Source organism: Lentzea fradiae (genome assembly GCF_900100955.1).
GTDB classification, from domain to species: Bacteria; Actinomycetota; Actinomycetes; order Mycobacteriales; family Pseudonocardiaceae; genus Lentzea; species Lentzea fradiae.
On the sequence record NZ_FNCC01000014.1, the window covers coordinates 15381 to 36096 of the forward strand.

Here is a 20716-nt window from a genome sequence, read left to right on the forward strand (position 1 = left end):
TGCCGAGCGGCCGGGGGCGCGCAGTCCCCGGCCGCTCACCTGAGGGGAGATCTCGGTGCGTCGGTTCCTGGACCGGTACTGGTACGCGTACGCGATGGTGCTGCCGGTCGTGGTGGTCATCGCGGTGTTGGTGCTCTACCCGCTCGCCCAGGGCGTGTTCTTCACCTTCACGAACATCAACGAGGGCAACATCGCCAACCCGAACCTCGACCGTCCGGCGAGCTTCGACGTGGTGGGCTTCAAGAACTACATCAACGTGCTGTCCGGCGGCGAGTCGTTCGGCGCGTTCTGGGACACGCTCGTCCGCACGCTCATCTGGACGTTCTCCTGCGTGTTCCTGCACTACACGATCGGCCTCGGCCTGGCGATGCTGCTCAACCGCCAGGTGCGCGGCCGGGCGCTCTACCGCGTGATGCTGATCCTGCCGTGGGCCGTGCCCGCGTTCATCAGCGCGTTCGCGTGGAAGTACATGTTCAACGCGCAGTACGGGATCATCAACCAGTTCCTGCGCGCGATCGGCCTGCCGGACCCGGTCTGGCTCGGCCAGTCGAACTGGGCGCTGGTGTCGGTGATCATCGTGAACACCTGGCTCGGCGTGCCGTTCATGATGGTGGCGCTGCTCGGCGGCCTGCAGTCGATCCCCGGCGACCTCTACGAGGCGGCCGAGGTGGACGGCGCCACGCCGTGGCAGCGGTTCCGGCACGTGACGCTGCCGGGCCTGCGCTCGGTGTCGTCGACGGTGGTCCTGCTGGGCATCATCTGGACGTTCAACATGTTCCCGGTGATCTACCTGATCGCGGGCCCGAACCCGAACGCCCGCATCCTGGTCACCTACGCGTTCGAGCGCTTCTTCTCCGGCGCGTCCCGCGACTACGCCATCGCGTCGACCTACGGCGTGCTGATCCTTTCGGTGTTGTTGGTGTTCGCCACGATCTACCGGCGGGCGCTGCGCAAGCAGGGCGAGGTGTGGTGACGTGACGCTCGATGCTTCGTCTCTCCAGGTCGTGAAGGCCCCTGAACGCCGGCTGCGCCGCGCGGACAGGTCCAAGGGCGCCTCGATCGCCTTGCACGCCACGCTGATCGTCGCCTCGGTCATCGCGGTGTTCCCGGTCTTCTGGGTCTTCATCACGTCCCTGAAGCCGGACGCCCGCGCCGTCGAACCGACGCCGAAGCTGTTCAACGAGTCCTCTTTGGACAACTACAGCCGCGTGCTGTCCGGCGAGAAGGGCGACTTCATCGCCTGGTTCGGCAACTCCGTGCTGATCGCGCTGATGACGACCGTGCTCGGCGTGTTCATCTCGGCGACGGCGGGCTACGCGGCGTCGCGGTTCCGGTTCCCCGGCAAGCGCGGCCTGATGATGTCGTTCCTGCTGGTGCAGATGTTCCCGTTCGCGGTGCTCATCGTGCCGCTGTACAACATCCTGATCGCGTTGGGGCTCAACGGAACCTCGATCGGCCTCGTGCTCGTCTACTGCACGACCGCTGTCCCGTTCTGCACCTACATGCTGAAGGGCTACTTCGACACGGTCCCCGCCGACATCGACGAGGCCGGGCGCGTGGACGGCCTGTCCCCGTTCGGCGTGTTCTGGCGGCTGATCCTCCCGCTCGCCAAGCCGGGCCTCGCCGTCACGTCGTTCTACGCGTTCCTGACGGCCTGGGGCGAGGTGGCGTTCGCGTCGGCGTTCCTGTCCGCCGCGGACGAGTCGAAGACCCTGGCCGTCGGCCTGCAGGTGTTCGTGCAGCAGAACAGGACCGAGTGGGGCCACCTGGCCGCCGCGTCGATCCTGGTCGCGATCCCCGCGATCATCGTGTTCTACCTGGTGCAGCGCTTCCTGGTGCAGGGCCTCGCGTCCGGCGCCGTGAAGGGCTAGTTCGTCCCGTCGTAGCGCGACCTGGCCTCGTCGACCTTGGCCAGGTTGCGCTTCGACCACTCGGCGAGCCCGTGGAAGACCGGCGCGAGACTGCGCCCCAGCTCGCTGATCTCGTACTCCACCCGCGGAGGAACCTCCGGGTGGTACGTCCGCGTGACGAGCCCGTCGCGCTCCATCTGCCGCAGCCGCTGCGTCAGCACCTTCGGCGTGATCGTGCCGATCCGCCGCTCCAGCTCCACGAACCGCAGCCGGCCGTGCTCGTTCAACGTCCACAGGATCGGCGTCGTCCACCTGCTGAAGACCAGGTCGACCACGGGCGCGATCGGGCAGGCCAGTTCGGACTCCATCGGATAGTCACTTTCCTCTAGGTACCTGCTATCCCCGCGATGCTAGCTTTCGCCGCGACACCAATTCAACGGCTGAGGAGCTTGCAAGTGATCGTGGTGACTGGGGCGACCGGGAACGTCGGACGTTCGTTGATGGAACTCCTGGGAGACAAGGCCGTCGGCGTTTCACGGCCTGCCGTGGACCTCGCCTCGCCGGCGACGCTGGAGCCCGTCGTCGCCGGGGCGGAGGCGTTGTTCCTGCTGCTCGGCGGCGAGTTGCTGCGGCCGGACACCGACGTGGCCGGTCTGCTGGACGTGGCGAAGGCGGGCGGGGTGCGGCGCGTGGTGCTGCTGTCGTCGCAGGGGGCCGGGACGCGGCCGGGGCTGCTGCCGCACGCCGTGCTGGCGTCGTTCGAGGACGTCGTGCGGCAGTCGAGCCTGGAGTGGACGATCCTGCGGCCGAGCGGGTTCTTCTCCAACACCTACGCCTGGGCCGAGCCGGTGCGTGAGCACGGGGTTTGCGCGGCTCCGTTCGCGGACGTCGCGTTGCCGTTCGTCGATCCGGCCGACATCGCCGCCGTGGCCGCCGAGGCGTTGGCCGGTGGGCACGAGGGGCGGACCTACGTGCTGACCGGGCCGGAGGCGCTGACTCCCCGGGAGCGCGCTGGAGCGCTCTCATCGGTGCTGGGGCGGGAGATCCGGTTCGTGGAGCAGTCCGCGGACGAGGCTCGGGCGCAGATGCTGCGGTTCATGCCGCCTGTTGTGGTGGACGGGACGTTGAAGATCCTCGGCGAGCCGACTGCCGCGGAGCAGGCCGTCAGCGGTGATGTGGAGAAGGTGACCGGGCGGGCTGCCACCGGGTTCGCGGCGTGGGCCGAGCGGAACGCGGGCGCGTTCCGCTGAGGTCGAGCAGGTCGAGGTAGCGGGGGCGTTCTGGCCCGATGACAGCACTAAGGCCGCCCTGCGAAAGAGCGGCCTTAGGACGAGGCGTTCGGCAGTGCCTAGGCGCCATGGAACACGGTCTCTACCTTCAACTGTGCCAGTTTCCGGCGCCCTGCACCAACTTCGCGGCGCCCGCTCGCGGCCATCGAGCCGCGAACGGCACTGCCACGCACGTCTCATTTGGTTGGGACGTAAGCGCTTACGTCCCAACGTAAGCGCTTACGACTGTTCCCGTAAGCGCTTGCAATGCCTAACGTCGCGCTCAGACAAGGTGAAAGGTGCGTCACATGGCAGAGGTGTCCTACGTCAAGGCGTCGCGGATCTTCCCCGGCAACCCGCCGGTCCGCGCTGTCGACGAGCTGTCGCTCGAAGTCTCCGACGGCGAGTTCCTGGTGCTGGTCGGCCCGTCCGGTTCGGGCAAGTCGACCGCGCTGCGCATGCTCGCCGGTCTCGAGGACGTCGACGAGGGCGCCATCCACATCGGTGGCAAGGACGTCACCAACGTGCCGCCGAAGGGCCGGGACATCGCGATGGTGTTCCAGTCGTACGCGCTGTACCCGCACATGACCGTCGCGGAGAACATGGGCTTCGCGCTCAAGCTGCGCGGTGTGAGCAAGACCGAGATCAAGGCGAAGGTCGAAGAGGCCGCCAAGATGCTCGACCTCACCAAGTACCTGGAGCGCAAGCCGAAGGCGCTGTCCGGTGGTCAGCGTCAGCGTGTCGCGATGGGTCGCGCCATCGTGCGTGAGCCCTCCGTGTTCCTCATGGACGAGCCGCTGTCCAACCTGGACGCGAAGCTGCGTGTCGAGACGCGTGCGAACATCGCCGCGCTCCAGCAGCGCCTGGGCACGACGACGATCTACGTCACGCACGACCAGGTCGAGGCCATGACGATGGGTCACCGCGTCGCGGTGCTCAAGGACGGTCTGCTCCAGCAGTGCGACACGCCTCGCGCGCTGTACGACAAGCCGGCCAACGCGTTCGTCGCGGGCTTCATCGGCTCGCCCGCCATGAACCTCAAGACCGTGCCGATCACGTCGGAGGGCGCGAAGCTCGACGGCGTCATCGTGCCGCTGTCGCGGGACGCGCTCGCCGCGGCCGGTGGGCTGGACGAGGTCACCTTCGGCATCCGTCCCGAGGCGCTCGGCATCGTGCCGTCGTCCGAGGAGGGCATGGAGATGGCGGTCGAGCTCGTCGAGGAGCTCGGTGCGGACGCGCTCGTGCACGGCGCGGTGAAGATCGGTGACGGCTCGCAGCGCTTCGTCGTCCGCGTCGACGGCCGCACGCCGCCGACCCTGGGCCAGACGGTCAAGGTCGCCGTGCGCGACCACAGCGAGATCCACCTGTTCCACCCCGAATCGGGCGAGCGCCTGGAGGCGTGAGTCACACGCGAAAGCCCCCGGCGTGACCGCCGGGGGCTTTTTCGTGTCGTAATATGAACTCGACAACGGTTTCCATTACCTGATCGAGGGACGGCGTGATGACTCTCCGCAACGCTCTGGTCGGCACTTTCGCCGTCGTGAGCCTGGCTGCCTGCGGCACGACCACGCCGTCCGCCGACAACGGCAAGATCCAGGTCGTGGCCTCCACCAACGTGTGGGGCAGCGTCGTCAAGGCCGTCGGCGGCGACGAGGTCGAGGTCAAGGCGCTGCTGGAGGACCCCGGCGCCGACCCGCACTCCTACGAGAGCAAGCCCGCGGACGCCGCGCTGGTGAAGGACGCGCAGCTGGTCGTGTTCAACGGCGGCGGCTACGACGACTTCTTCGCCAAGCTGATCACCAGCGACGCCACCAGGAAGATCGAGGCGTTCCCGCTGGCCGACGATCACAGCGAGCCCCACGCCGAAGAGACCCACCCAGAAGAGACGCAAGCAGAAGAAACCCACGCCGAAGAGACGCACGCAGAAGACGCCCACGGGCACGACCACAGCGTCAACGAGCACGTCTGGTACGACCTGCACACCGTGCGCGCGGTCGCCGAGGCGGCCGCGAACGAGCTCGGTGCCCTCGCGCCCGAGAAGAAGACGACCTTCGAGAGCAACACGCAGAAGTTCAGCGAGGCCCTCGAAGAGCTGGAGAAGAAGGTCGCCGGCGCGGGCGCGGGCAAGAAGGTCGCCTCGACCGAGCCCATCGCGCACTACCTGCTCGACGAGACCGGCGCCGAGGACGTCACGCCGGAGGCGTTCAGCAAGGCCATCGAGGAGGAGTCGGACGTGCCGGCCGCCGCGCTCGCCGCGATGAACCAGGTCGTCGAGGGCAAGCAGGTGAACCTGCTGGTCAACAACACCCAGACGGAGAACAGGGTCACGCAGGGGCTGGTCGAGAAGGCCAAGGCGGCCGGTGTGCCGGTCGTGGAGGTCACCGAGACGCTGCCGGAGGGCGTGACCGGCTACCTTGACTGGATGAGCAAGCAGGTGGACGCGCTCGTGCAGGCGTTGAAGGCATGACGGCGATCTCGCTGCGCGGGGCCCGGCTCTCCTACGGGAGCCGGGTGCTGTGGGACGGGCTCGACCTCGACGTCGAGCCGGGTGAGTTCCTCGCGGTCCTCGGCCCGAACGGGTCCGGCAAGACCAGCCTGATGCGCGTGCTGCTCGGGTTGCAGCCGCTGTCGTCGGGCACCGTGACGGTGGCCGGTGGCAACCGGGCCGTCGGGTACATCCCGCAGCAGCGAGCGCTCGACCAGTCCATGACGTTGCGGGGCCGCGACCTCGTCGGGCTGGGCCTGGACGGCTACCGGTGGGGTCTCGGGCTGCGGAACCGCCGTGAGCGGCGCATCCGGGTCGACGCCGCGATCGAGGCCGTGGGCGGCACGCGCTACGCGGACGAGCCGATCGGGTTGTTGTCCGGCGGTGAGCAGCAACGGCTGCGGGTCGCGCAGGCGCTCGTCGGCGACCCGACGGTGATGCTGTGCGACGAGCCGCTGCTGTCGCTCGACCTCGCGAACCAGCGGGTCGTCTCCGAGCTGATCGACAAGCGCCGCCGCGAGGCGGGCACGGCCGTGCTGTTCGTGACGCACGAGCTGAACCCCGTGCTGCCCCTGGTGGACCGGGTGCTGTACCTGGTCGGCGGGCGGTTCCGGATCGGCACGCCGGAGGAGGTCATGACCTCCCGGACGCTGTCCGAGCTGTACCGGACGCCGGTCGAGGTCGTCCGGGTGCGGGACCAGATCCTGGTCGTCGGAGCCGGGGCCTGCGAGGAGCAGACCCACCACCTGACCGCGGCAGAGGCGGCGTCGTGACCCTGCTTGACCTGCTCGAGCTCGACTTCGTGCAGACCGCCCTGATCGCGGCGGCCGTGCTGGGCCTCGTCGCGGGCGTGCTCGGGCCGCTCGTCGTCACCCGCAAGATGGCGTTCGCGGTCCACGGGACCAGCGAGCTCGCGTTCACCGGTGGCGCCGCCGCGCTGCTGCTGGGGGTCGGTGTCGGCTACGGCGCGCTGGCCGGGTCGATCCTGGCCGCCGTGCTGCTCGGCGTGCTGTCCCGCCGGGAGAGCGACAGGGACTCCGTCATCGGCGCCATCCTGGCGTTCGGCCTCGGCATGGGCATCCTGATGCTCGCCCTCTACAAGGGACGGGCCGCCAACAAGTTCGGCCTGCTCACCGGCCAGATCGTCGGTGTCGACTCGACCGACCTGACGCTGCTGGTGGTGTCGTCGGTCGCCGTGCTGGCGGTGCTGGCGTTCATCTACCGGCCGCTGTTCTTCGCGTCCGTGGACCCGGACGTGGCGATCTCGCGCGGGGTGCCCGTGCGCGGGCTGTCCATCGTGTTCGCGGTGCTGGTCGGTGTCGCCACGGCGCTGAGCGTGCAGGTCGTCGGCGCGCTGCTGGTGCTGGCGCTGATGATCACGCCCGCTGCCGCCGCCATGCGGGTCACGGCCTCGCCGGTGCGGGCCACCGTGCTCTCGGTCGTGTTCGCCGAGGTGGCCGCGGTCGGTGGCATCGTGCTCTCGCTGCAGCCGGGACTGCCGGTGTCCGCGCTGGTCACCGCGATCAGCTTCGTGATCTACCTGGTCTGCCGAGGCATCGGCGCCGTGCAGCGCCGGGCTGCCTGAGCGCGGCTCACGCCGAGCGGGACGTGATCGGCTTGGTGATGTCGATGTCGATCTCGATCTCGATGCCCGCTTCGTCCTGACGCGGGGCAGGCATCGGCATCAGGCGCGGCGGGATGTCCAGGCCCGCGACCCGCACCTGGTTGCGGCCGCTCTCCTTGGCCTTGTACAGGGCCGCGTCCGCCGAGTGCTGCGCCGTCGCCATGTCCGGGCCGTTGTCCGGGATGACCGCCACGCCGATGGACGCGCTGATCGCCTGGAGGGACGCGCCCTCGGGCTCCGGCGGCTGGATCTCGCGGCCGTAGAGGGTGACGACGTTGCGGTGCTTGTCGGTCGTGGGGACGGCCAGGGAGCCGATCGCCTCGCGGATGCGCTCCGCGATCGTCACGCCCTGGGCCACCGGGGTGTCCTTGAGCGCCACGACGAACTCCTCGCCGCCGTCGCGTCCCGCCACGTCGCCGGGGCGGAGCTTCTCCCGCAGGATCCGGCCGACCTCGGCCAGCACGGCGTTGCCCGCGGGGTGGCCCCAGGTGTCGTTGATGCGCTTGAAGTGGTCGAGGTCGATCACCAGGACGGTCATCGGCTCGCCGTCGATGCGGCAGCGCTCGGCCAGCCTGCCCGCGTACTCGGCGAGGCCGTTGGTGTTGAGCAGGCCCGTCCGGTAGTCGGTGTGGGCGTCCGCGGCGAGGCGCTGGTGCAGCTGCTCCTGCTCGCGCAGCAGGCGTTCGAGGTGGGCCCTGCGCTCTCCCGCGCGGGAGAGCAGCGCGTTCACCAGGATCACCGGGACGGTGAGCAGCAGCGGGCCGACCCAGTGGCTCGTCATGAGCATGCCGAGCATGGCTCCGGCGCCGAGCGTGCTCATCTCGAGCATGTTGTCGACCTTGGAGCCGAGGAAGTCGAGGACCTTCGAGTTCGGGGTGACGATCTTGAAGGCGATCGCGACGGTCATGACCTGGACGAACCAGTACAGGACGGCGGCGATGGCGAGCACCAGGACGAGGCCGAGGTCGGTCGCGACGTTGCCGGTGGCGGCCAGCGACACGCCCGTCAGGTGGACGAGCGCCCACGCGAGCATCGTGGAGGCGAGCATCGAGGCGGTGCCGAACACGAACCGGTAGGGCTGCCGGCGGGCGATCGGCTGGATGAGGATGCGCATCCAGATCGTGGTGATGACGGCCAGGCCACCGGGCAGTGCCACGGCCGCGGCGAAGGTCCAGACCGAGGTCAGGTCGATGTGGGGGCCGGACGCCTCGTTGCGGCGCGCCTCCTCCGCTCTGCGGACGATGGTGAGGTGAATGGTGATGGCGGCGATGAGCGCACCGAAGCGCAGCCAGTCCGCGGTCGAGACGGATGTGAGTTTGGTCAACAGCCAAATGGACGCGCAGGCGACCGCCGCTTCGAGCACGAAAAAGTAGGCGATCGCACTAGGCGCAACCGTCCAAAGGTCCCAGTTGCGAATCGGAGTCAAGCCGAGTGCCCGCGATCGCCCGCGATCAGTCAAACTGTTCTTCACCACGACCCCCTACGCTCATGGCACATCATGAGCAAGCCGCCGCTGACCAGGTCGTAGACCTACCTGCGCTGCTGCTCGCCGCAACGAGGAGGTGCCTTCCATGAGCAACCGTGACTTCTGAACCCCTGCCTCTCGCCGACCTGACCACAATCATCCTGGTACCTCTACAACGGATATCGCTTTTGGTGACCGTTCTGTTTCAGATTGCCACCGCCTTCGTCCCACTGCGACCGCGCGCCCGTCTCCAGGCGAACGTCGCGTGCGTCGCCAGCAGCAGTCCGATACCGCCCGCACCCGCGATCGTGGCCGTGACCGATCCGACGGAGTGGGCGACGACACCGGCCAACGCCATTCCTCCGCCCTGGCTGGAGCGCAGCGCGGCGCGTCCGATGCCGTAGGCCCGTCCGCGGTACTGGTCGGGCAGCAGCCGCATCCACGCCGCTCGCGCGGGAGTGTGATAAGCGCCACCGATACCGGCGAACACGAGCAGGACGATCGTCCAGGTGAGGTTCGGGTTGAACGCGAACAGCACCAGCGGCGCCAGGGACAGGATCGCCAGCGGGCCGATCAGCTTCTCGCGCTTCGCCGGGTCGCGCACCAGCCGGAAGAGCAGCGCCACGCCCAGCACGTTCGCGGCGGGTTCGATCGCGAGGATCAGGCCGACCGCCCACACGGCGTCCAGGCTCGCCGCGAGCGGCACCGCGAGTCCTTCCGGGACCATCGCGAGCCCCGCGAGCAGCCGGACGCCCAGCAGCGTCCTCAGCCGCGGTTCCGACACCATCAGCGTGAGCACGCCGCGTGGTTCGTCGTCCTTCTTCTTGCGGCCCAGCGGGTCGGCGGCGGGCCGGTGCTGTACGGACGTCTGCACCAGGACGGCCAGCAGGACGAACGTGAGGGCGTTGATCACGAGCGCCACGGCGGGGGTGGTCTGCGCGACGAGGAAGCCGGCTGCGGCGAGGCCCGCCATCTGGGCGGTGTCGACGGACGTGCCGAACAGCGCCACGCCGTCGTCGTAGCGCTTGGGCGGCAGCACGTTCGGCAGGCTCGCCTCCTGCGCCGCGAGGTACGGCGAGGAGATCGCCAGCACCACCACGAGCAGCACGATCATCGCCCACAGCGGCATGCCGGGGATGGCCATCACGCCCATGAGCACGGCCTGCATCCAGGCCGTCGTCACCATCACGGTGCGTCGCGGGAACCGGTCGGCGACCCAGCCGAGCAACGGGCCCGAGATCAGCGGCGGGAACAGCGTCAGCGACCACGTGAGCGCGGTCCACGCTGCGGATTGTGTTCGTTCGAACACGAGAAGTGACAATGCGACGGCGGCGAGCTGGTCTCCGGCGGTGGAGACGGTCGAACCGATCCACATGGCGCGGAACTCGCGCAAACTCAGGAGCTCGCGGAGGGCGCCGCGGGTCGTCATGGGTGCCCTCGGCGGGCCGCGCCGTGCGCGCGGCGAATCAGCAGGTCCTGATTCGCTCTACGCCGAGTCACGTCGCCCCCGCCGGTGGTAATCAATTTCTATCGACAATCACGGTAGAAGCTGCCTGACCGTTCAACGTCTGTCCTACCACAGTGTGTACCTAAACGGAGCAGGCCAGTTACCGAAAGTAGTTACAATAGCGAAACGTAGACCTGATCTTCTTCACAGTTGACCTCCCTGCCGCCTGTTTGGACCCCAAATGGTCACAGTGCGTGTCAACTGGTTCCGAACGGGTGTCATCTGCTGCGCCAAGCGGTGCAACCTGCTCCGACTCCTGCCGACCGGCGTCCGCAAATTGCCATCTGCACGAACGTACCTGCGTCCGGAAGGGCTGCGAAATGGGCCTCCCCGTTTGTGGGGGAGGCTCACACCGGTGAGAGCAAGAGCCGGAAGTAGTGTTTCCCGCTCACCGGAACGAAACCGGTTCAGAGAGCGGGAAAACGATCACTAACGTCGGTGAAACATCTCGCTTGGCGTGGCGAACCAGCCGATAACGTCAGAACGTCAGCCCTTGGCCGCGATCCGGCGGCGGCGGGCCACCTCGGCCAGCACCACGCCGGCCGCCACGGACGCGTTGAGCGACTCGACGCCCGTGGCCATCGGGATCGACACGGTCTGGTCGCACGTCTCCTTGACGAGGCGGCCGAGACCGCGGCCCTCGGAGCCCACGACGACAACCAGCGGGCCGGTCGCGAGGTCGAGGCCGTCGACGTCCACGTCACCGTCGGCGTCGAGGCCCACGACCATGAGCCCTGCCTCCGCCCAGTCACGCAGCGTGCGAGTGAGGTTCGTGGCCATCGCGATCGGCAGCTTCGCCGCCGTGCCCGCGCTGGTCCGCCACGCCACCGCCGTCATCGACGCGCTGCGCCGCTGCGGCAGCACCACGCCGTGCGCGCCGAACGCCGCAGCGGACCGCACGACGGCACCCAGGTTGCGCGGGTCCGTCACGCCGTCCAGCGCCACCAGCAGCGGCGGCACACCGGCGCGCTGCGCCAGGTCCAGCAGCTCGGCGGGCGTGGCGTACTCGAACGGCGGCACCTGAAGGCCGAGGCCCTGGTGCATCGCCCCGCCGGTGATCCGGTCGAGCTCGCCGCGGGCGACCTCCAGCACGGAGATGCCCCGGTCGGCGGCCAGGCGCACGGCCTCGGCCACGCGGTCGTCCGCGTCGATGCCCAGCGCCACGTACAGCGCCGTCGCGGGCGTGCCCGCACGCAGGCACTCGACCACGGGGTTGCGGCCCGCGACGGTCTCGGCCTGGGCCTTCTCCGTCTTCTGGCGCCGCTGGGTCTTCACGGCGTCGCTCTTCGCGGCCACCTTGGCCCGCTTGTACGCCGGGTGGTTCGGGCGGTCCGACGCCTTCGGCGTCGGACCCTTGCCCTGCAGCCCCTTGGACTTCTGCCCGCCGGAGCCGACGACCGCGCCCTTCTTGGAGCCCGGATTGCGCATCGCGCCCTTGCGCTTGGAGTTGCCAGCCACGGAAGTCAGTCGTCCTTCAAAGTCCACTGCGGACCGTCGGGGGTGTCCTCGACGGCGATGCCCGCCTCCAGCAACTGGTCGCGCAACGCGTCAGAGCGCGCGAAATCCCTGCTCTTGCGGGCTTCCTGGCGTTCGACCAAGAGTCGATCCACCAGCGTGGTCAACGCCTGCCGCATGCCGGTGTCGGCAGACGACTGGTCGTTCCACTTCGGCGACAACGGGTCGACGCCGAGGATGTCGGCCATCCGGCGCACGCACTCGGCGGCCGCACGGGCCTCCTCGTGGGCGCCGTCGGCGAGTGCGGTGTTGCCCTGGCGCACCTTGTTGTGCAGTGCCGCCACGGCCTGGGGCGTGTTCAGGTCGTTGTCCATCGCCGCCACGAAGTCGGGGCACATCTCGCCGCTCAGCTCGATCGGCCCGACGCGCTCGGTGGCGCGGCGCAGGAACGACTCGATGCGCCCGTAGGACGTCACCGCCTCGCGCAGCGCCTCCTCCGAGTACTCGATGTGCGACCGGTAGTGCGGCGCGACCAGGTAGTACCGCAGCTCCTGCGCGCGGACCAGCTCCAGCATCGCGGGGATGGACACGGTGTTGCCGAGCGACTTGGCCATCTTCTCGCCCGACATCGTCACCCAGTAGTTGTGCATCCAGTAGTTCGCGAAGCCGTCACCGGCCGCCCGCGACTGGGCCTGCTCGTTCTCGTGGTGCGGGAACATCAGGTCGAGCCCGCCGCCGTGGATGTCGAACGTGGCGCCGAGGTACGTCGTGGCCATCGCCGAGCACTCCAGGTGCCAGCCGGGCCTGCCGTTGCCCCACGGCGTGGGCCAGGACGGCTCGCCGGGCTTCGCGGCCTTCCACAGCGTGAAGTCGCGCGGGTCGCGCTTGCCGCGCACGTCGGTCTCGCCCTGCTGCTGGTCCTCCAGCCTGCGGCCGGACAGCGCGCCGTACTCGGGGAACGAGCGCACGTCGAAGTAGACGTCGCCGTCGACGTCGTAGGCGTGGCCCTTGTCGATCAGGCGCTGCATCAGCTCGACCATCTGCGTGACGTGGCCGGTGGCGCGCGGCGCGTACGACGGGGGCAGGCAGCCCAGCAGGTCGTAGGCGTCCTCGAAGGCGCGCTCGTGCTGGTAGGCCCACTCCCACCAGGGCCTGCCGTGGTCGGCGGCCTTGGTGAGGATCTTGTCGTCGATGTCGGTGACGTTGCGGACCAGCGTGACGTCGGCGCCGTCGCGGGCGAGCCAGCGGCGGAGCACGTCGAAGTTCAGGCCGCTGCGGACGTGCCCGATGTGCGGCACCCCCTGCACGGTCGCCCCACACACGTAGATCGACGCCGTTCCGTTGACCTGCGGGTGGAACTCCCGCATGGACCGGCTCGCGGTGTCGTAGATGTGGAGGCTCACACGGGAATGGTACGGGCCAGATCCACCAGTGCGTTCGGCCGGTCACTCGTCGGAACCGGATCGACGAGCCGGAAGGAGCAGCCGATCGCCCGTGCTCCGCCGTCCGCCTCCTCGCTGTCACCGACCATGACGACGTTCCGGGGATCGACGCCGAGCCGTTCACAGGCGGTCGTGAAGATCTTCGGGTCCGGCTTCATGACGCCCTCCTCGTAGGAGAGCACGAACTCGTCCACGAGGTGCAGCAGGTCGTGCCTCTCGAAGACGGCGCGGATGTCCCAGGCGATGTTGCTGACGACCGCCACCGGCACGTCGCGCAGGTGCTCCAGCGCCGCCCTGGTGTCGGGATAGGGCTGCCAGGACTCCGGGTGCAGCAGCCGGTCGTAGAGCGCCTCCGCGTCCGGCACGAGCGCGTCGGTGAGCAGCCGCAGGTGCACCCGGCGGTGGACGTCCGGGTCGAGGTCGCGCCGGAGCCAGTCCTGCTCCAGCGAGGGGTCCAGGCCGTCGACGATCCCGACGGGTGCGGTGAGCGCCCGCATGAGGGAGCCGTTGGCCTCCAGCTCGGGGTGTTCGAGCCGGAAGAGCGTGCCGGAGAAGTCGAAGAGCGCAGCGCGGGTCGTCACGCCCCCGACTCTACGTGCCCGTCCGTCAGGTGGTCTGGACCTTTTCGAGCTCGGCCCTGACCTCGGTGTCGTCGTAGTCGATGACCAGCGCCACGTCACCGGCACCGCGCCCGGCGGCCGTGGCGAAGTGCTCCGCGAACTCCTCGATCTGCCTGAGCGGCTCGTCGGCGAGCCGCGCCGTGGCCTCGTAGAGCGGGCGGTGGCGCTCCGGCGTCGCCGTGCCGCGCAGGTCGGCCGCCCAGTCGAGGAGGTCCTCGTAGCACTTCGCGAACCGCGTCCCGAGCAGCCGGATCTTGTCCGCGTTGCCCGGCAGGCCGGACGGGCCGAACGCCCACTGCTGCTTCTCCGGCGAGAGCAGGTCCATCACGGAGTTCACGATCGTGTCGAACTTGCGGGTGCGCGCGGTGAAGTAGTCGAGCGACTCCGTGTCCGTCGTGAACGTGCGCACGTTCTCGAAGAAGCCCATCTCGTGGTTGAGCTTCTTCTCGGACAGGGAGCGCAGCGCGTGCCCCACCACGTCCGCGAACGTCCGGTACTCCCAGCCGCGGGGCGCGGGGCCGGGCTCGACGCCGACCTTCTTCGCGATCATCTCGGCGAGCTGGAACGGCGTGAAGCGGCGCAGGTCCAGGAACCCCATGCTGGGACGGACGCCCGGCACCTCGGTGTCGTCGAACCTGGCGGGCAGGATGTACGGCTTGGTGGGGTCGGTGAGACCCCTCGCGAGCGCGGAACGGCGTTCGTGGATCGTCCAGATCTTCCGCACGTACGCCTCGGACACGAACATCACGCAGAAGCGCGAGTCGACCCGGTAGACCTGGTCGAGGTACTCGGTGAGCTCCTCGCCCCACAGCTCGTGCTGCATGTCGTTGTCGTAGAAGTAGCGCAGGCCCATGTCCTTGAGGTGCCGCGCCACCTCTTCCACGTAGGAACGGTTCTCGCCGGCGAACGACAGGCACACGTCGTACTTGGTCACCGTGGAGATGGTAGTGGCGGGCGCCACAGCGCCGGTGCCGGAGTTGTCCGCGTCAGCCCGCGCTGACGAGCAGGGCCGTCGCGATGGCGGCGATGCCCTCGCCGCGGCCCGTCAGGCCGAGTCCGTCGGTCGTCGTGCCCGCGACCGAGACCGGGCCGCCGACCGCGTCGGACAGCACCCGCTGGGCCTCGTCGCGACGCTTGCCGATGCGCGGCTGGTTGCCGATGACCTGCACTGTGGCGTTTCCCACACGGAAGCCCGCCTCCTCGACGAGCCGGCGCACCTCCGTGAGGAGGACCACTCCGTGCGCGCCCGACCAGCGCGGATCCGACGTGCCGAAGACCGCTCCGAGGTCGCCGAGACCCGCCGCCGACAGCAGCGCGTCGCACAGCGCGTGCGACGCCACGTCACCGTCGGAGTGGCCCGCGCACCCGTCGACGCCCTCCCACAGCAGGCCGGCGACCCAGCACTCGCGACCTGACTCGATCGGGTGGACATCGACGCCCTGGCCGATCCTCACTCGTGCCCTCCGCTGAACAGTGCCTCCGCGACCGCGAGGTCGAACGGGGTGGTGATCTTCATGGCGTGCGCGTGGCCCGGAACCGTGTGGACGAGCACACCGTTCTTCTCGACGAGACCCGCGTCGTCGGTCGCGGCGACACCCGCGCGATAGGCGGCTCTGAGAGTCTCCGCCCGGAAACCCTGAGGGGTCTGGACGACCCGCAGACCGGCCCGGTCAGGGGTGGCGACGACCACTCCGGCCTCGTCCACCTGCTTGATCGTGTCGGCGACCGGGAGCACCGGGATGACGGCGTCGTGCCCGTCGCGCACGGCGGTCACGACGCCGGCGATCACCTGAGGGGGTGTGAAGGCACGGGCCGCGTCGTGCACCAGCACGATGGCGGTGTCCGGGATCACGCTGAGCGCGTGTTCGAGGGCGAGGCGCACCGAGTCGGTGCGTTCGGCGCCCCCTGAAAGCACGTGCACCGCCCCGCCGGCCGGGGCCAGCGAGGCGGTAGCGGTGTGCACTGAGTCCACATCGGACGGTGGCGCGGCGATGACGACGTGCTGGACATGACCTGAGGCGAACAGGCCCTGCACGGCACGGGTCAGCAGCGGTACTCCGTTGACCGGCACGAGCGCCTTGGGCATTCCGTAGCCCAGGCGCTCACCCCGCCCTGCCGCAGGAACGAGCGCGACAACACTCATCTCGCGGCGTTATCCGATGCTCTGAAGGTTGTTCTGTTGAAGAAAAACTACGACGCGGTGGCGAGAACTTCGTCGAGGAGGACCTCGGCCTTGTCCTCGTCGGTGCCCTCGGCCAGCGCCAGCTCGCTGACCAGTATCTGCCGCGCCTTCGCCAGCATCCGCTTCTCGCCGGCGGACAACCCGCGATCCTTCTCGCGCCGCCAGAGGTCGCGCACCACTTCCGCAACCTTGTTCACGTCGCCGGAGGCGAGCTTCTCAAGGTTGGCCTTGTACCGCCGAGACCAGTTGGTCGGCTCCTCGGTGTGGGGAGCGCGCAAGACCTCGAAGACCCGGTCGAGCCCTTCCTGGCCGACAACGTCACGCACGCCCACGATCTCGGCGTTGTCAGCGGGAACCCGAACGGTGAGGTCGCCCTGCGCCACCTTGAGAACGAGGTACTTCTTCTCCTCGCCCTTGATAACGCGGGTCTCGATTGCTTCGATGAGAGCGGCACCGTGGTGCGGGTAGACGACGGTCTCTCCGACCTTGAAAACCATGTGTCCTCTGCCCCTTTCGCTTCCTCCATCCTAACACGTCCAGCAACCCTCCGAACGCAGCGCGAAGATCCGTTAGTGCTGGTCAGGGCCATGCGGGGGGTTGACAAACCACCTGTTCGCGTGCAACGTACGGGGTTGTCAAGATCGAATGGCACCACGTCGCGTCGTCTTTCCGGGTCCCGGTTAGGCTCTTTGCCTGGTGGTTGTTCCCTAGGAAGGACGCTGGAGCCGTGAACTCAGGTGTGTCTCGCCGGTTGATCGTGTCGGCCGCGCTGGCCGCTGGCCTCGGACTGGCGGCGGTCGGCTGCAGCGCCGGTCAGGTCACCCAGACCGACACCCAGGTCGCCGCGGTCGACGGTGCGAGCGGAAACGCGGGCCCGATCGCCGTGCGCAACGCCATGCTGGCGTTCCCGCAGGAAGGCAACCGCTACGCCGACGGCGACGACGTGCCGCTCACGTTCGTCATCGCCAACACCGGCACGACCGACGACAAGCTGCTGTCGATCAAGTCGGAGGCCGCGGAGGGCGAGGCGGAGATCGCCGGCTCGAAGGACATCCCGGCCCAGTACGCGCTGCGCGCCGAGTACGACGCGTCGCACGCGCCGACCAAGACCTCCACTCCGTCGTCGTCCGCGTCGTCGTCCGTCGTGACGACCACCTCGGGCGCACCGGCCTCGTCGGACGCGCCGGAGTCCACCGAGACCGAGACCTCGGAGCCGGGTTCGTCCGTCTCGGTGACGTCGTCCGCGCCCTCGTCGTCCGGCCAGCCGTCGTCGGCCTCCCCGGCCTCGTCGTCGGCCGCGCACGACCAGTCGCTCGAGGTGCTGCAGATCCGCTGCACGCTGAAGAAGCTGAACCGCGAGGTCGTGGCCGCACAGACCGTCAAGGTCACGTTCCTGTTCGAGAAGGCCGGGACGCTGACGCTGGAGGTGCCGGTGGCGCCGTCGGGCCACGAGCGCAAGAGCGAGGGCAGCTCCGGCGGCCACTGAGCCGTAGCCCCGCAGACCCGCGAAAGCGCCGCTCCCCGTTCGGGGGCGGCGCTTTCGCGTTGTCCGGGATCGATCAGGAAGCCCGCAGCATCGGCAGGAACCGGTCGCGGTAGGCCCACGCCAGACCGATCTCGGCCGCGACGACGAGCAGCGCGATGACCAGGCCGCTCGGCTCCAGGAAGACGTGGAACAGGAAGATGTTCACGACCACCGGTGCCAGCAGCGCGAGCGCCAGCGGCACGAACCGTCCGGCCACCAGCAGCAGGCCCGCGACGAGCTGGACGCCGGACGTCAGCTGCACCATGTACCCGGTCGCGTAAAGAGCGGCGTTGAACGCCACACCCTCCGGCGCCATCGTGCTGGGGTCGGGGGCGGGCATGAACATCAGGAAGCCGTTCAGGCCGGTCGTGGCGAACAGCAGGCCGGTCAGCACGCGGGTGACGACGGTGGCGTAGCGGCCGACGGCGAACTTGCGGGTCTGGGGCGCGGTAGCGGTGGTCACGGTGTCCTCCAGGCTGTCGTGTCCTTCCACCGACACGTCGAACGGCCACCGCCCCGGATCGACACGGACCCGAAAGAATCTTGAAGAAAGCCGGGAAACGGCCCTGAGCTGGGGAGAAGTGCGCGTACTGACCGGGATCAGGGACGGCGGGTGCGGGCGGCGGCAGGCGGCCGAACCGGGCGGCGGCTCGGGCATGGGATTGCGCGCCACGGGCACGGTCGCCCGGCCTGGCACAGCCACTGCCAGGATCGTGACCGAGGTGCGGACACGACTGCGGTCCTGCCACCCATCCACGCGGCTCTCTGCCCCCGGCTCGCCGCCGCCGCGAAGCGGCGGCCGTCCGACACTGTCAGACCCGTCCTCTAACGTTCGACTCGTGGCGAAGACAGCGCGGCCGATCTTCCGGTGTGCCGAGTGCGGGCACGAGGTGGCGAAGTGGTTCGGCCGCTGCCCCGAGTGCCAGGCGTGGGGCAGCATCGAGGAACGCGGTACCGCGGGTGTGACGCGGGTGGTGGCGGGGGCGCCGACGTCGGCGGCGCGGCCCATCGGCGAGGTCGACATCGAGTCGGCGCGGGCTCTGTCGACCGGGGTCGGCGAGTTCGACCGGGTGCTCGGTGGCGGGCTCGTGCCGGGGGCGGTGGTGCTGCTCGCGGGTGAGCCCGGGGTGGGCAAGTCGACGTTGTTGCTGGAGACCGCTCATCGGTGGGCCGAGGAGCACGGGCGGTGTCTCTACGTCACGGGTGAGGAGTCGGCGGGGCAGGTGCGGCTGCGGGCCGAGCGGACCGGCAACCTGCACCCGGAGATGTACCTGGCGGCGGAGAGCGAGCTCAGCGCGTTGCTCGGCCAGGTCGACCAGGTGAAGCCGTCGATGCTGATCGTCGACTCGGTGCAGACCATGTCGACGGTGAGCGTCGAGGGCGTGCCGGGTGGTGTCACGCAGGTGCGGACGGTGGCGTCCGGGCTGATCGCGATGGCCAAGGAGCGCGGGCTGCCGGTGGTGCTCGTCGGGCACGTCACGAAGGACGGGTCGGTGGCCGGGCCGCGGGTGCTGGAGCACCTGGTGGACGTGGTGCTGCAGTTCGAGGGTGACCGGCATTCGAGCCTGCGGCTGCTGCGCGGCATCAAGAACCGGTACGGCGCGGCGGACGAGGTCGGCTGCTTCGAGCTGCGCGACGACGGGATCGTCGGTGTGCCCGATCCGTCGGGGCTGTTCCTCACGCGCCGGGAGAAGGCCGTCGAGGGCACCTGCGTGACGGTGATCGTCGAGGGCAAGCGGCCGATGCTCGGCGAGGTGCAGGCGCTGGTGGCGAAGACGAACCTGCCGGCGCCGCGGCGTGCGGTCAGCGGGCTCGACTCGGCGCGCATCTCGATGGCGCTGGCGGTGCTGGAGAAGCGCGGCAAGGTCAACCTGTTCCAGAAGGACGTCTTCACGGCGACGGTGGGCGGCATGCGGCTGGTGGAGCCCGCGGCCGACCTGGCGGTGGTGCTGGCGGTGGCGTCGGCGGAGCGGGAGATCGCGTTGCCCGCCGATCTGGTGGTGCTGGGCGAGGTGGGGCTCGCCGGGGAGATCCGGCGCGTCAACGGGGTCGGCAAGCGGTTGCAGGAGGCCGCGCGGCTCGGGTTCAAGAAGGCGCTGGTGCCGCCGGACCACGGGCCGTTGCCGGACGGGGTGCGGGCGCTGGTGGCGAACGACCTGGTCTCGGCGCTCGACGTGCTGGGCCTGAACCGGCGGCGTGCCGCCCCGAAGAACCAGGAGAGCCCAGAAGAACAGGGATGACCGAGCTGCTGCGCCGCGCTCTCGCGCTCGTGCCGGAGGACGTCCGCAACGACGTCGGGGCCTCGGCCGCGGACGTGCGGGAGCAGCTGGAGCAGGACGAGTGGGACTTCGCGCTCGACCTGCTCGGCGACTTCGGTGGTGTCGCCTGGCAGACCCCGGAGTACTGGGCGCTGCTGACCGCCGCGGCGAAGGAGCTGCACCTGCCCTTCGCGTGGTTCGAGTGGCGTGGCCACGAAGCGCGGCAGGGCCTGTTCAGGGCCGATCTGCGGCTGGCGCCCGCCAGGAGGAGCCCGATCCCGGCCGAAGGCGTCCTGAGGCCGCTGTGGCTGGCGGGCGACGGCGGCGGGGTCGCGCGGCTGTGGGTCGAGTCGATGCCGGAGCTGCCGGTGGGTGGGCGCGCGGTCGTCCGCCTGCTGCCGTTGTCGCCGGACAGGTGGCGGCAGCTGGCACCGGGCGACGTGCTCACCATGCACGAGGGACGACCGGTGACGGGCACGGCCACTGTGATCGAATACGTGGGTGTTGGGCGAACACGACCATGAGATCGGCGAGCTGTTGCGGTTCGCCGTGGGCCTGGTGCCGCCCGAACTGCTCGACGACGACGTGCTCGACCACCTCGACCACGAGGAGTGGGAGCTGGTCCTCGACCTGCTCGGTGAGCTCGCCGGCAACACCTGGCAGACGCCGCGCTACTGGGCGCTGCTCGCCGAGGCCGCGACCCAGCTGGAGGCGGACGAAGCCTGGTTCCGGTGGCGCTGCGTCGAGTCGATCCAGGGACTGCTGCGCGTGGAGCTGACGCTGTCGGTGGACGCGGAACCGTTGCGGGCCAGGGGAGAACGCCCGGCGTGGGACCTGACGGGCGGCGAACGGCGGCTGGCGGCGTTGTGGATCGAGACGAAGCCGACGCTGGGCCCGGGAGAACGCGCCACGGCGCGGTTGCGGCCCTTCGTGCCGCAGGCGTGGGCGCACCTCGGCCGGGGCGACGTGATCACCCTGCACGGGAGGTCGCCGGGCACGGCGAAGGTCGTCGAAAAGGTGCCGCCGCGGCCCTGA

Annotated in this window: 22 protein-coding genes; 11 read left to right on the forward strand and 11 right to left on the reverse strand. The window is 69.5% G+C overall.

Translation table 11 applies throughout. The features are described from left to right. The first annotated feature begins 94 nt into the window (after window positions 1-94). Entirely contained in the window at window positions 95-973 is an 879-nt protein-coding gene (locus BLT23_RS29700; protein ID WP_176946987.1) for a carbohydrate ABC transporter permease, read from the forward strand. A gap of 1 nt (window position 974) precedes the next feature. Continuing rightward, window positions 975-1871, forward strand: a complete 897-nt coding sequence (locus tag BLT23_RS29705) for a sugar ABC transporter permease (RefSeq protein WP_090054885.1) — start codon at window positions 975-977, stop codon at window positions 1869-1871. On the opposite strand, the gene BLT23_RS29710 is transcribed toward BLT23_RS29705, so the two are convergent. Next, window positions 1868-2218, reverse strand: a complete 351-nt coding sequence (locus BLT23_RS29710) for a winged helix-turn-helix transcriptional regulator (RefSeq protein WP_090054890.1) — start codon at window positions 2216-2218, stop codon at window positions 1868-1870. The genes BLT23_RS29705 and BLT23_RS29710 overlap by 4 nt on opposite strands. 87 nt (window positions 2219-2305) lie before the next feature. Here BLT23_RS29710 and BLT23_RS29715 point away from each other — a divergent pair, with 87 nt between their 5' ends. The 5 genes from BLT23_RS29715 to BLT23_RS29735 all read left to right on the forward strand — a co-directional run bounded on the left by BLT23_RS29715 (window position 2306) and on the right by BLT23_RS29735 (window position 7188). Next, window positions 2306-3100: an NAD(P)H-binding protein gene (locus BLT23_RS29715; protein ID WP_090054891.1), complete on the forward strand. Its 795-nt coding sequence runs from the start codon at window positions 2306-2308 to the stop codon at window positions 3098-3100. Between the two features lie 326 nt (window positions 3101-3426). After that, the gene (locus BLT23_RS29720) at window positions 3427-4521 is read left to right on the forward strand and encodes an ABC transporter ATP-binding protein (RefSeq protein ID WP_090054892.1); all 1095 of its coding nucleotides are present in this window, start codon (window positions 3427-3429) and stop codon (window positions 4519-4521) included. A 98-nt stretch (window positions 4522-4619) separates the two neighbouring features. After that, on the forward strand, window positions 4620-5585 hold the full coding sequence (locus tag BLT23_RS29725; RefSeq protein ID WP_090055405.1) for a metal ABC transporter solute-binding protein, Zn/Mn family: 966 nt from the start codon (window positions 4620-4622) through the stop codon (window positions 5583-5585). After that, on the forward strand, window positions 5582-6376 hold the full coding sequence (locus tag BLT23_RS29730) for a metal ABC transporter ATP-binding protein (protein ID WP_090054893.1): 795 nt from the start codon (window positions 5582-5584) through the stop codon (window positions 6374-6376). Before BLT23_RS29725 ends, BLT23_RS29730 begins: the two co-directional genes overlap by 4 nt. Then, entirely contained in the window at window positions 6373-7188 is an 816-nt protein-coding gene (locus tag BLT23_RS29735) for a metal ABC transporter permease (RefSeq protein ID WP_090054894.1), read from the forward strand. Before BLT23_RS29730 ends, BLT23_RS29735 begins: the two co-directional genes overlap by 4 nt. 7 nt (window positions 7189-7195) lie before the next feature. Here the strand turns inward: BLT23_RS29735 and BLT23_RS29740 are convergent, their stop codons facing one another. The 9 genes from BLT23_RS29740 to BLT23_RS29780 form a co-directional block, all read right to left on the reverse strand. Next, on the reverse strand, window positions 7196-8551 hold the full coding sequence (locus BLT23_RS29740; protein WP_245744323.1) for a GGDEF domain-containing protein: 1356 nt from the start codon (window positions 8549-8551) through the stop codon (window positions 7196-7198). A 346-nt stretch (window positions 8552-8897) separates the two neighbouring features. Further along, window positions 8898-10121: an MFS transporter gene (locus BLT23_RS29745; RefSeq protein ID WP_090054896.1), complete on the reverse strand. Its 1224-nt coding sequence runs from the start codon at window positions 10119-10121 to the stop codon at window positions 8898-8900. 564 nt (window positions 10122-10685) lie between these two features. Further along, a complete protein-coding gene (gene rlmB / locus BLT23_RS29750) occupies window positions 10686-11657 on the reverse strand; it encodes a 23S rRNA (guanosine(2251)-2'-O)-methyltransferase RlmB (protein WP_090054898.1) in 972 nt (323 codons plus the stop codon). Between the two features lie 5 nt (window positions 11658-11662). After that, on the reverse strand, window positions 11663-13057 hold the full coding sequence (gene cysS / locus BLT23_RS29755) for a cysteine--tRNA ligase (RefSeq protein ID WP_090054900.1): 1395 nt from the start codon (window positions 13055-13057) through the stop codon (window positions 11663-11665). Continuing rightward, window positions 13054-13677, reverse strand: coding sequence for an HAD family hydrolase (locus tag BLT23_RS29760; RefSeq protein ID WP_090054901.1), 624 nt, complete (start codon window positions 13675-13677; stop codon window positions 13054-13056). The genes cysS and BLT23_RS29760 overlap by 4 nt, the downstream gene beginning before the upstream one ends. Before the next feature lie 25 nt (window positions 13678-13702). Continuing rightward, window positions 13703-14650 (reverse strand): toll/interleukin-1 receptor domain-containing protein, encoded by a 948-nt coding sequence (locus tag BLT23_RS29765; RefSeq protein ID WP_176946974.1) that lies wholly within the window; start codon window positions 14648-14650, stop codon window positions 13703-13705. A 52-nt stretch (window positions 14651-14702) separates the two neighbouring features. Next, the gene (gene ispF, locus BLT23_RS29770) at window positions 14703-15170 is read right to left on the reverse strand and encodes a 2-C-methyl-D-erythritol 2,4-cyclodiphosphate synthase (protein ID WP_090054903.1); all 468 of its coding nucleotides are present in this window, start codon (window positions 15168-15170) and stop codon (window positions 14703-14705) included. Continuing rightward, window positions 15167-15859 carry a 2-C-methyl-D-erythritol 4-phosphate cytidylyltransferase gene (gene ispD / locus BLT23_RS29775; RefSeq protein ID WP_090054904.1) on the reverse strand — a complete coding sequence of 231 codons (693 nt, stop codon included), beginning with the start codon at window positions 15857-15859 and terminating at the stop codon, window positions 15167-15169. Before ispD ends, ispF begins: the two co-directional genes overlap by 4 nt. Before the next feature lie 47 nt (window positions 15860-15906). After that, window positions 15907-16395, reverse strand: a complete 489-nt coding sequence (locus BLT23_RS29780; protein ID WP_065915127.1) for a CarD family transcriptional regulator — start codon at window positions 16393-16395, stop codon at window positions 15907-15909. 230 nt (window positions 16396-16625) lie between these two features. On the opposite strand from BLT23_RS29780, the gene BLT23_RS29785 reads away from it, so the two are divergent. After that, complete coding sequence (locus BLT23_RS29785; protein ID WP_143036090.1) at window positions 16626-17384, forward strand: copper chaperone PCu(A)C; 759 nt, start codon at window positions 16626-16628, stop codon at window positions 17382-17384. A 73-nt stretch (window positions 17385-17457) separates the two neighbouring features. On the opposite strand, the gene BLT23_RS29790 is transcribed toward BLT23_RS29785, so the two are convergent. After that, window positions 17458-17886, reverse strand: a complete 429-nt coding sequence (locus BLT23_RS29790) for a hypothetical protein (protein ID WP_090055410.1) — start codon at window positions 17884-17886, stop codon at window positions 17458-17460. Between the two features lie 376 nt (window positions 17887-18262). On the opposite strand from BLT23_RS29790, the gene radA reads away from it, so the two are divergent. From radA to BLT23_RS29805, 3 genes are read left to right on the forward strand one after another with little or no spacing between them, the layout of a single operon-like run. Then, on the forward strand, window positions 18263-19663 hold the full coding sequence (gene radA / locus BLT23_RS29795) for a DNA repair protein RadA (protein ID WP_245744325.1): 1401 nt from the start codon (window positions 18263-18265) through the stop codon (window positions 19661-19663). After that, window positions 19660-20205 carry a hypothetical protein gene (locus BLT23_RS29800; protein ID WP_090054912.1) on the forward strand — a complete coding sequence of 182 codons (546 nt, stop codon included), beginning with the start codon at window positions 19660-19662 and terminating at the stop codon, window positions 20203-20205. The genes radA and BLT23_RS29800 overlap by 4 nt, the downstream gene beginning before the upstream one ends. Continuing rightward, complete coding sequence (locus tag BLT23_RS29805) at window positions 20183-20716, forward strand: hypothetical protein (RefSeq protein ID WP_090054913.1); 534 nt, start codon at window positions 20183-20185, stop codon at window positions 20714-20716. The genes BLT23_RS29800 and BLT23_RS29805 overlap by 23 nt, the downstream gene beginning before the upstream one ends.

Coding starts and splice junctions, on each gene's coding strand:
- BLT23_RS29700 (WP_176946987.1), top strand. CDS start 95: ATGGTGCTGCCGGTCGTGGTGGTCATCGCGGTGTTGGTGCTCTACCCG.
- BLT23_RS29710 (WP_090054890.1), bottom strand. CDS start 2,218: ATGGAGTCCGAACTGGCCTGCCCGATCGCGCCCGTGGTCGACCTGGTC.
- BLT23_RS29720 (WP_090054892.1), top strand. CDS start 3,427: ATGGCAGAGGTGTCCTACGTCAAGGCGTCGCGGATCTTCCCCGGCAAC.
- BLT23_RS29725 (WP_090055405.1), top strand. CDS start 4,620: ATGACTCTCCGCAACGCTCTGGTCGGCACTTTCGCCGTCGTGAGCCTG.
- BLT23_RS29730 (WP_090054893.1), top strand. CDS start 5,582: ATGACGGCGATCTCGCTGCGCGGGGCCCGGCTCTCCTACGGGAGCCGG.
- BLT23_RS29745 (WP_090054896.1), bottom strand. CDS start 10,121: ATGACGACCCGCGGCGCCCTCCGCGAGCTCCTGAGTTTGCGCGAGTTC.
- ispD (WP_090054904.1), bottom strand. CDS start 15,859: ATGAGTGTTGTCGCGCTCGTTCCTGCGGCAGGGCGGGGTGAGCGCCTG.
- BLT23_RS29780 (WP_065915127.1), bottom strand. CDS start 16,395: ATGGTTTTCAAGGTCGGAGAGACCGTCGTCTACCCGCACCACGGTGCC.
- BLT23_RS29800 (WP_090054912.1), top strand. CDS start 19,660: ATGACCGAGCTGCTGCGCCGCGCTCTCGCGCTCGTGCCGGAGGACGTC.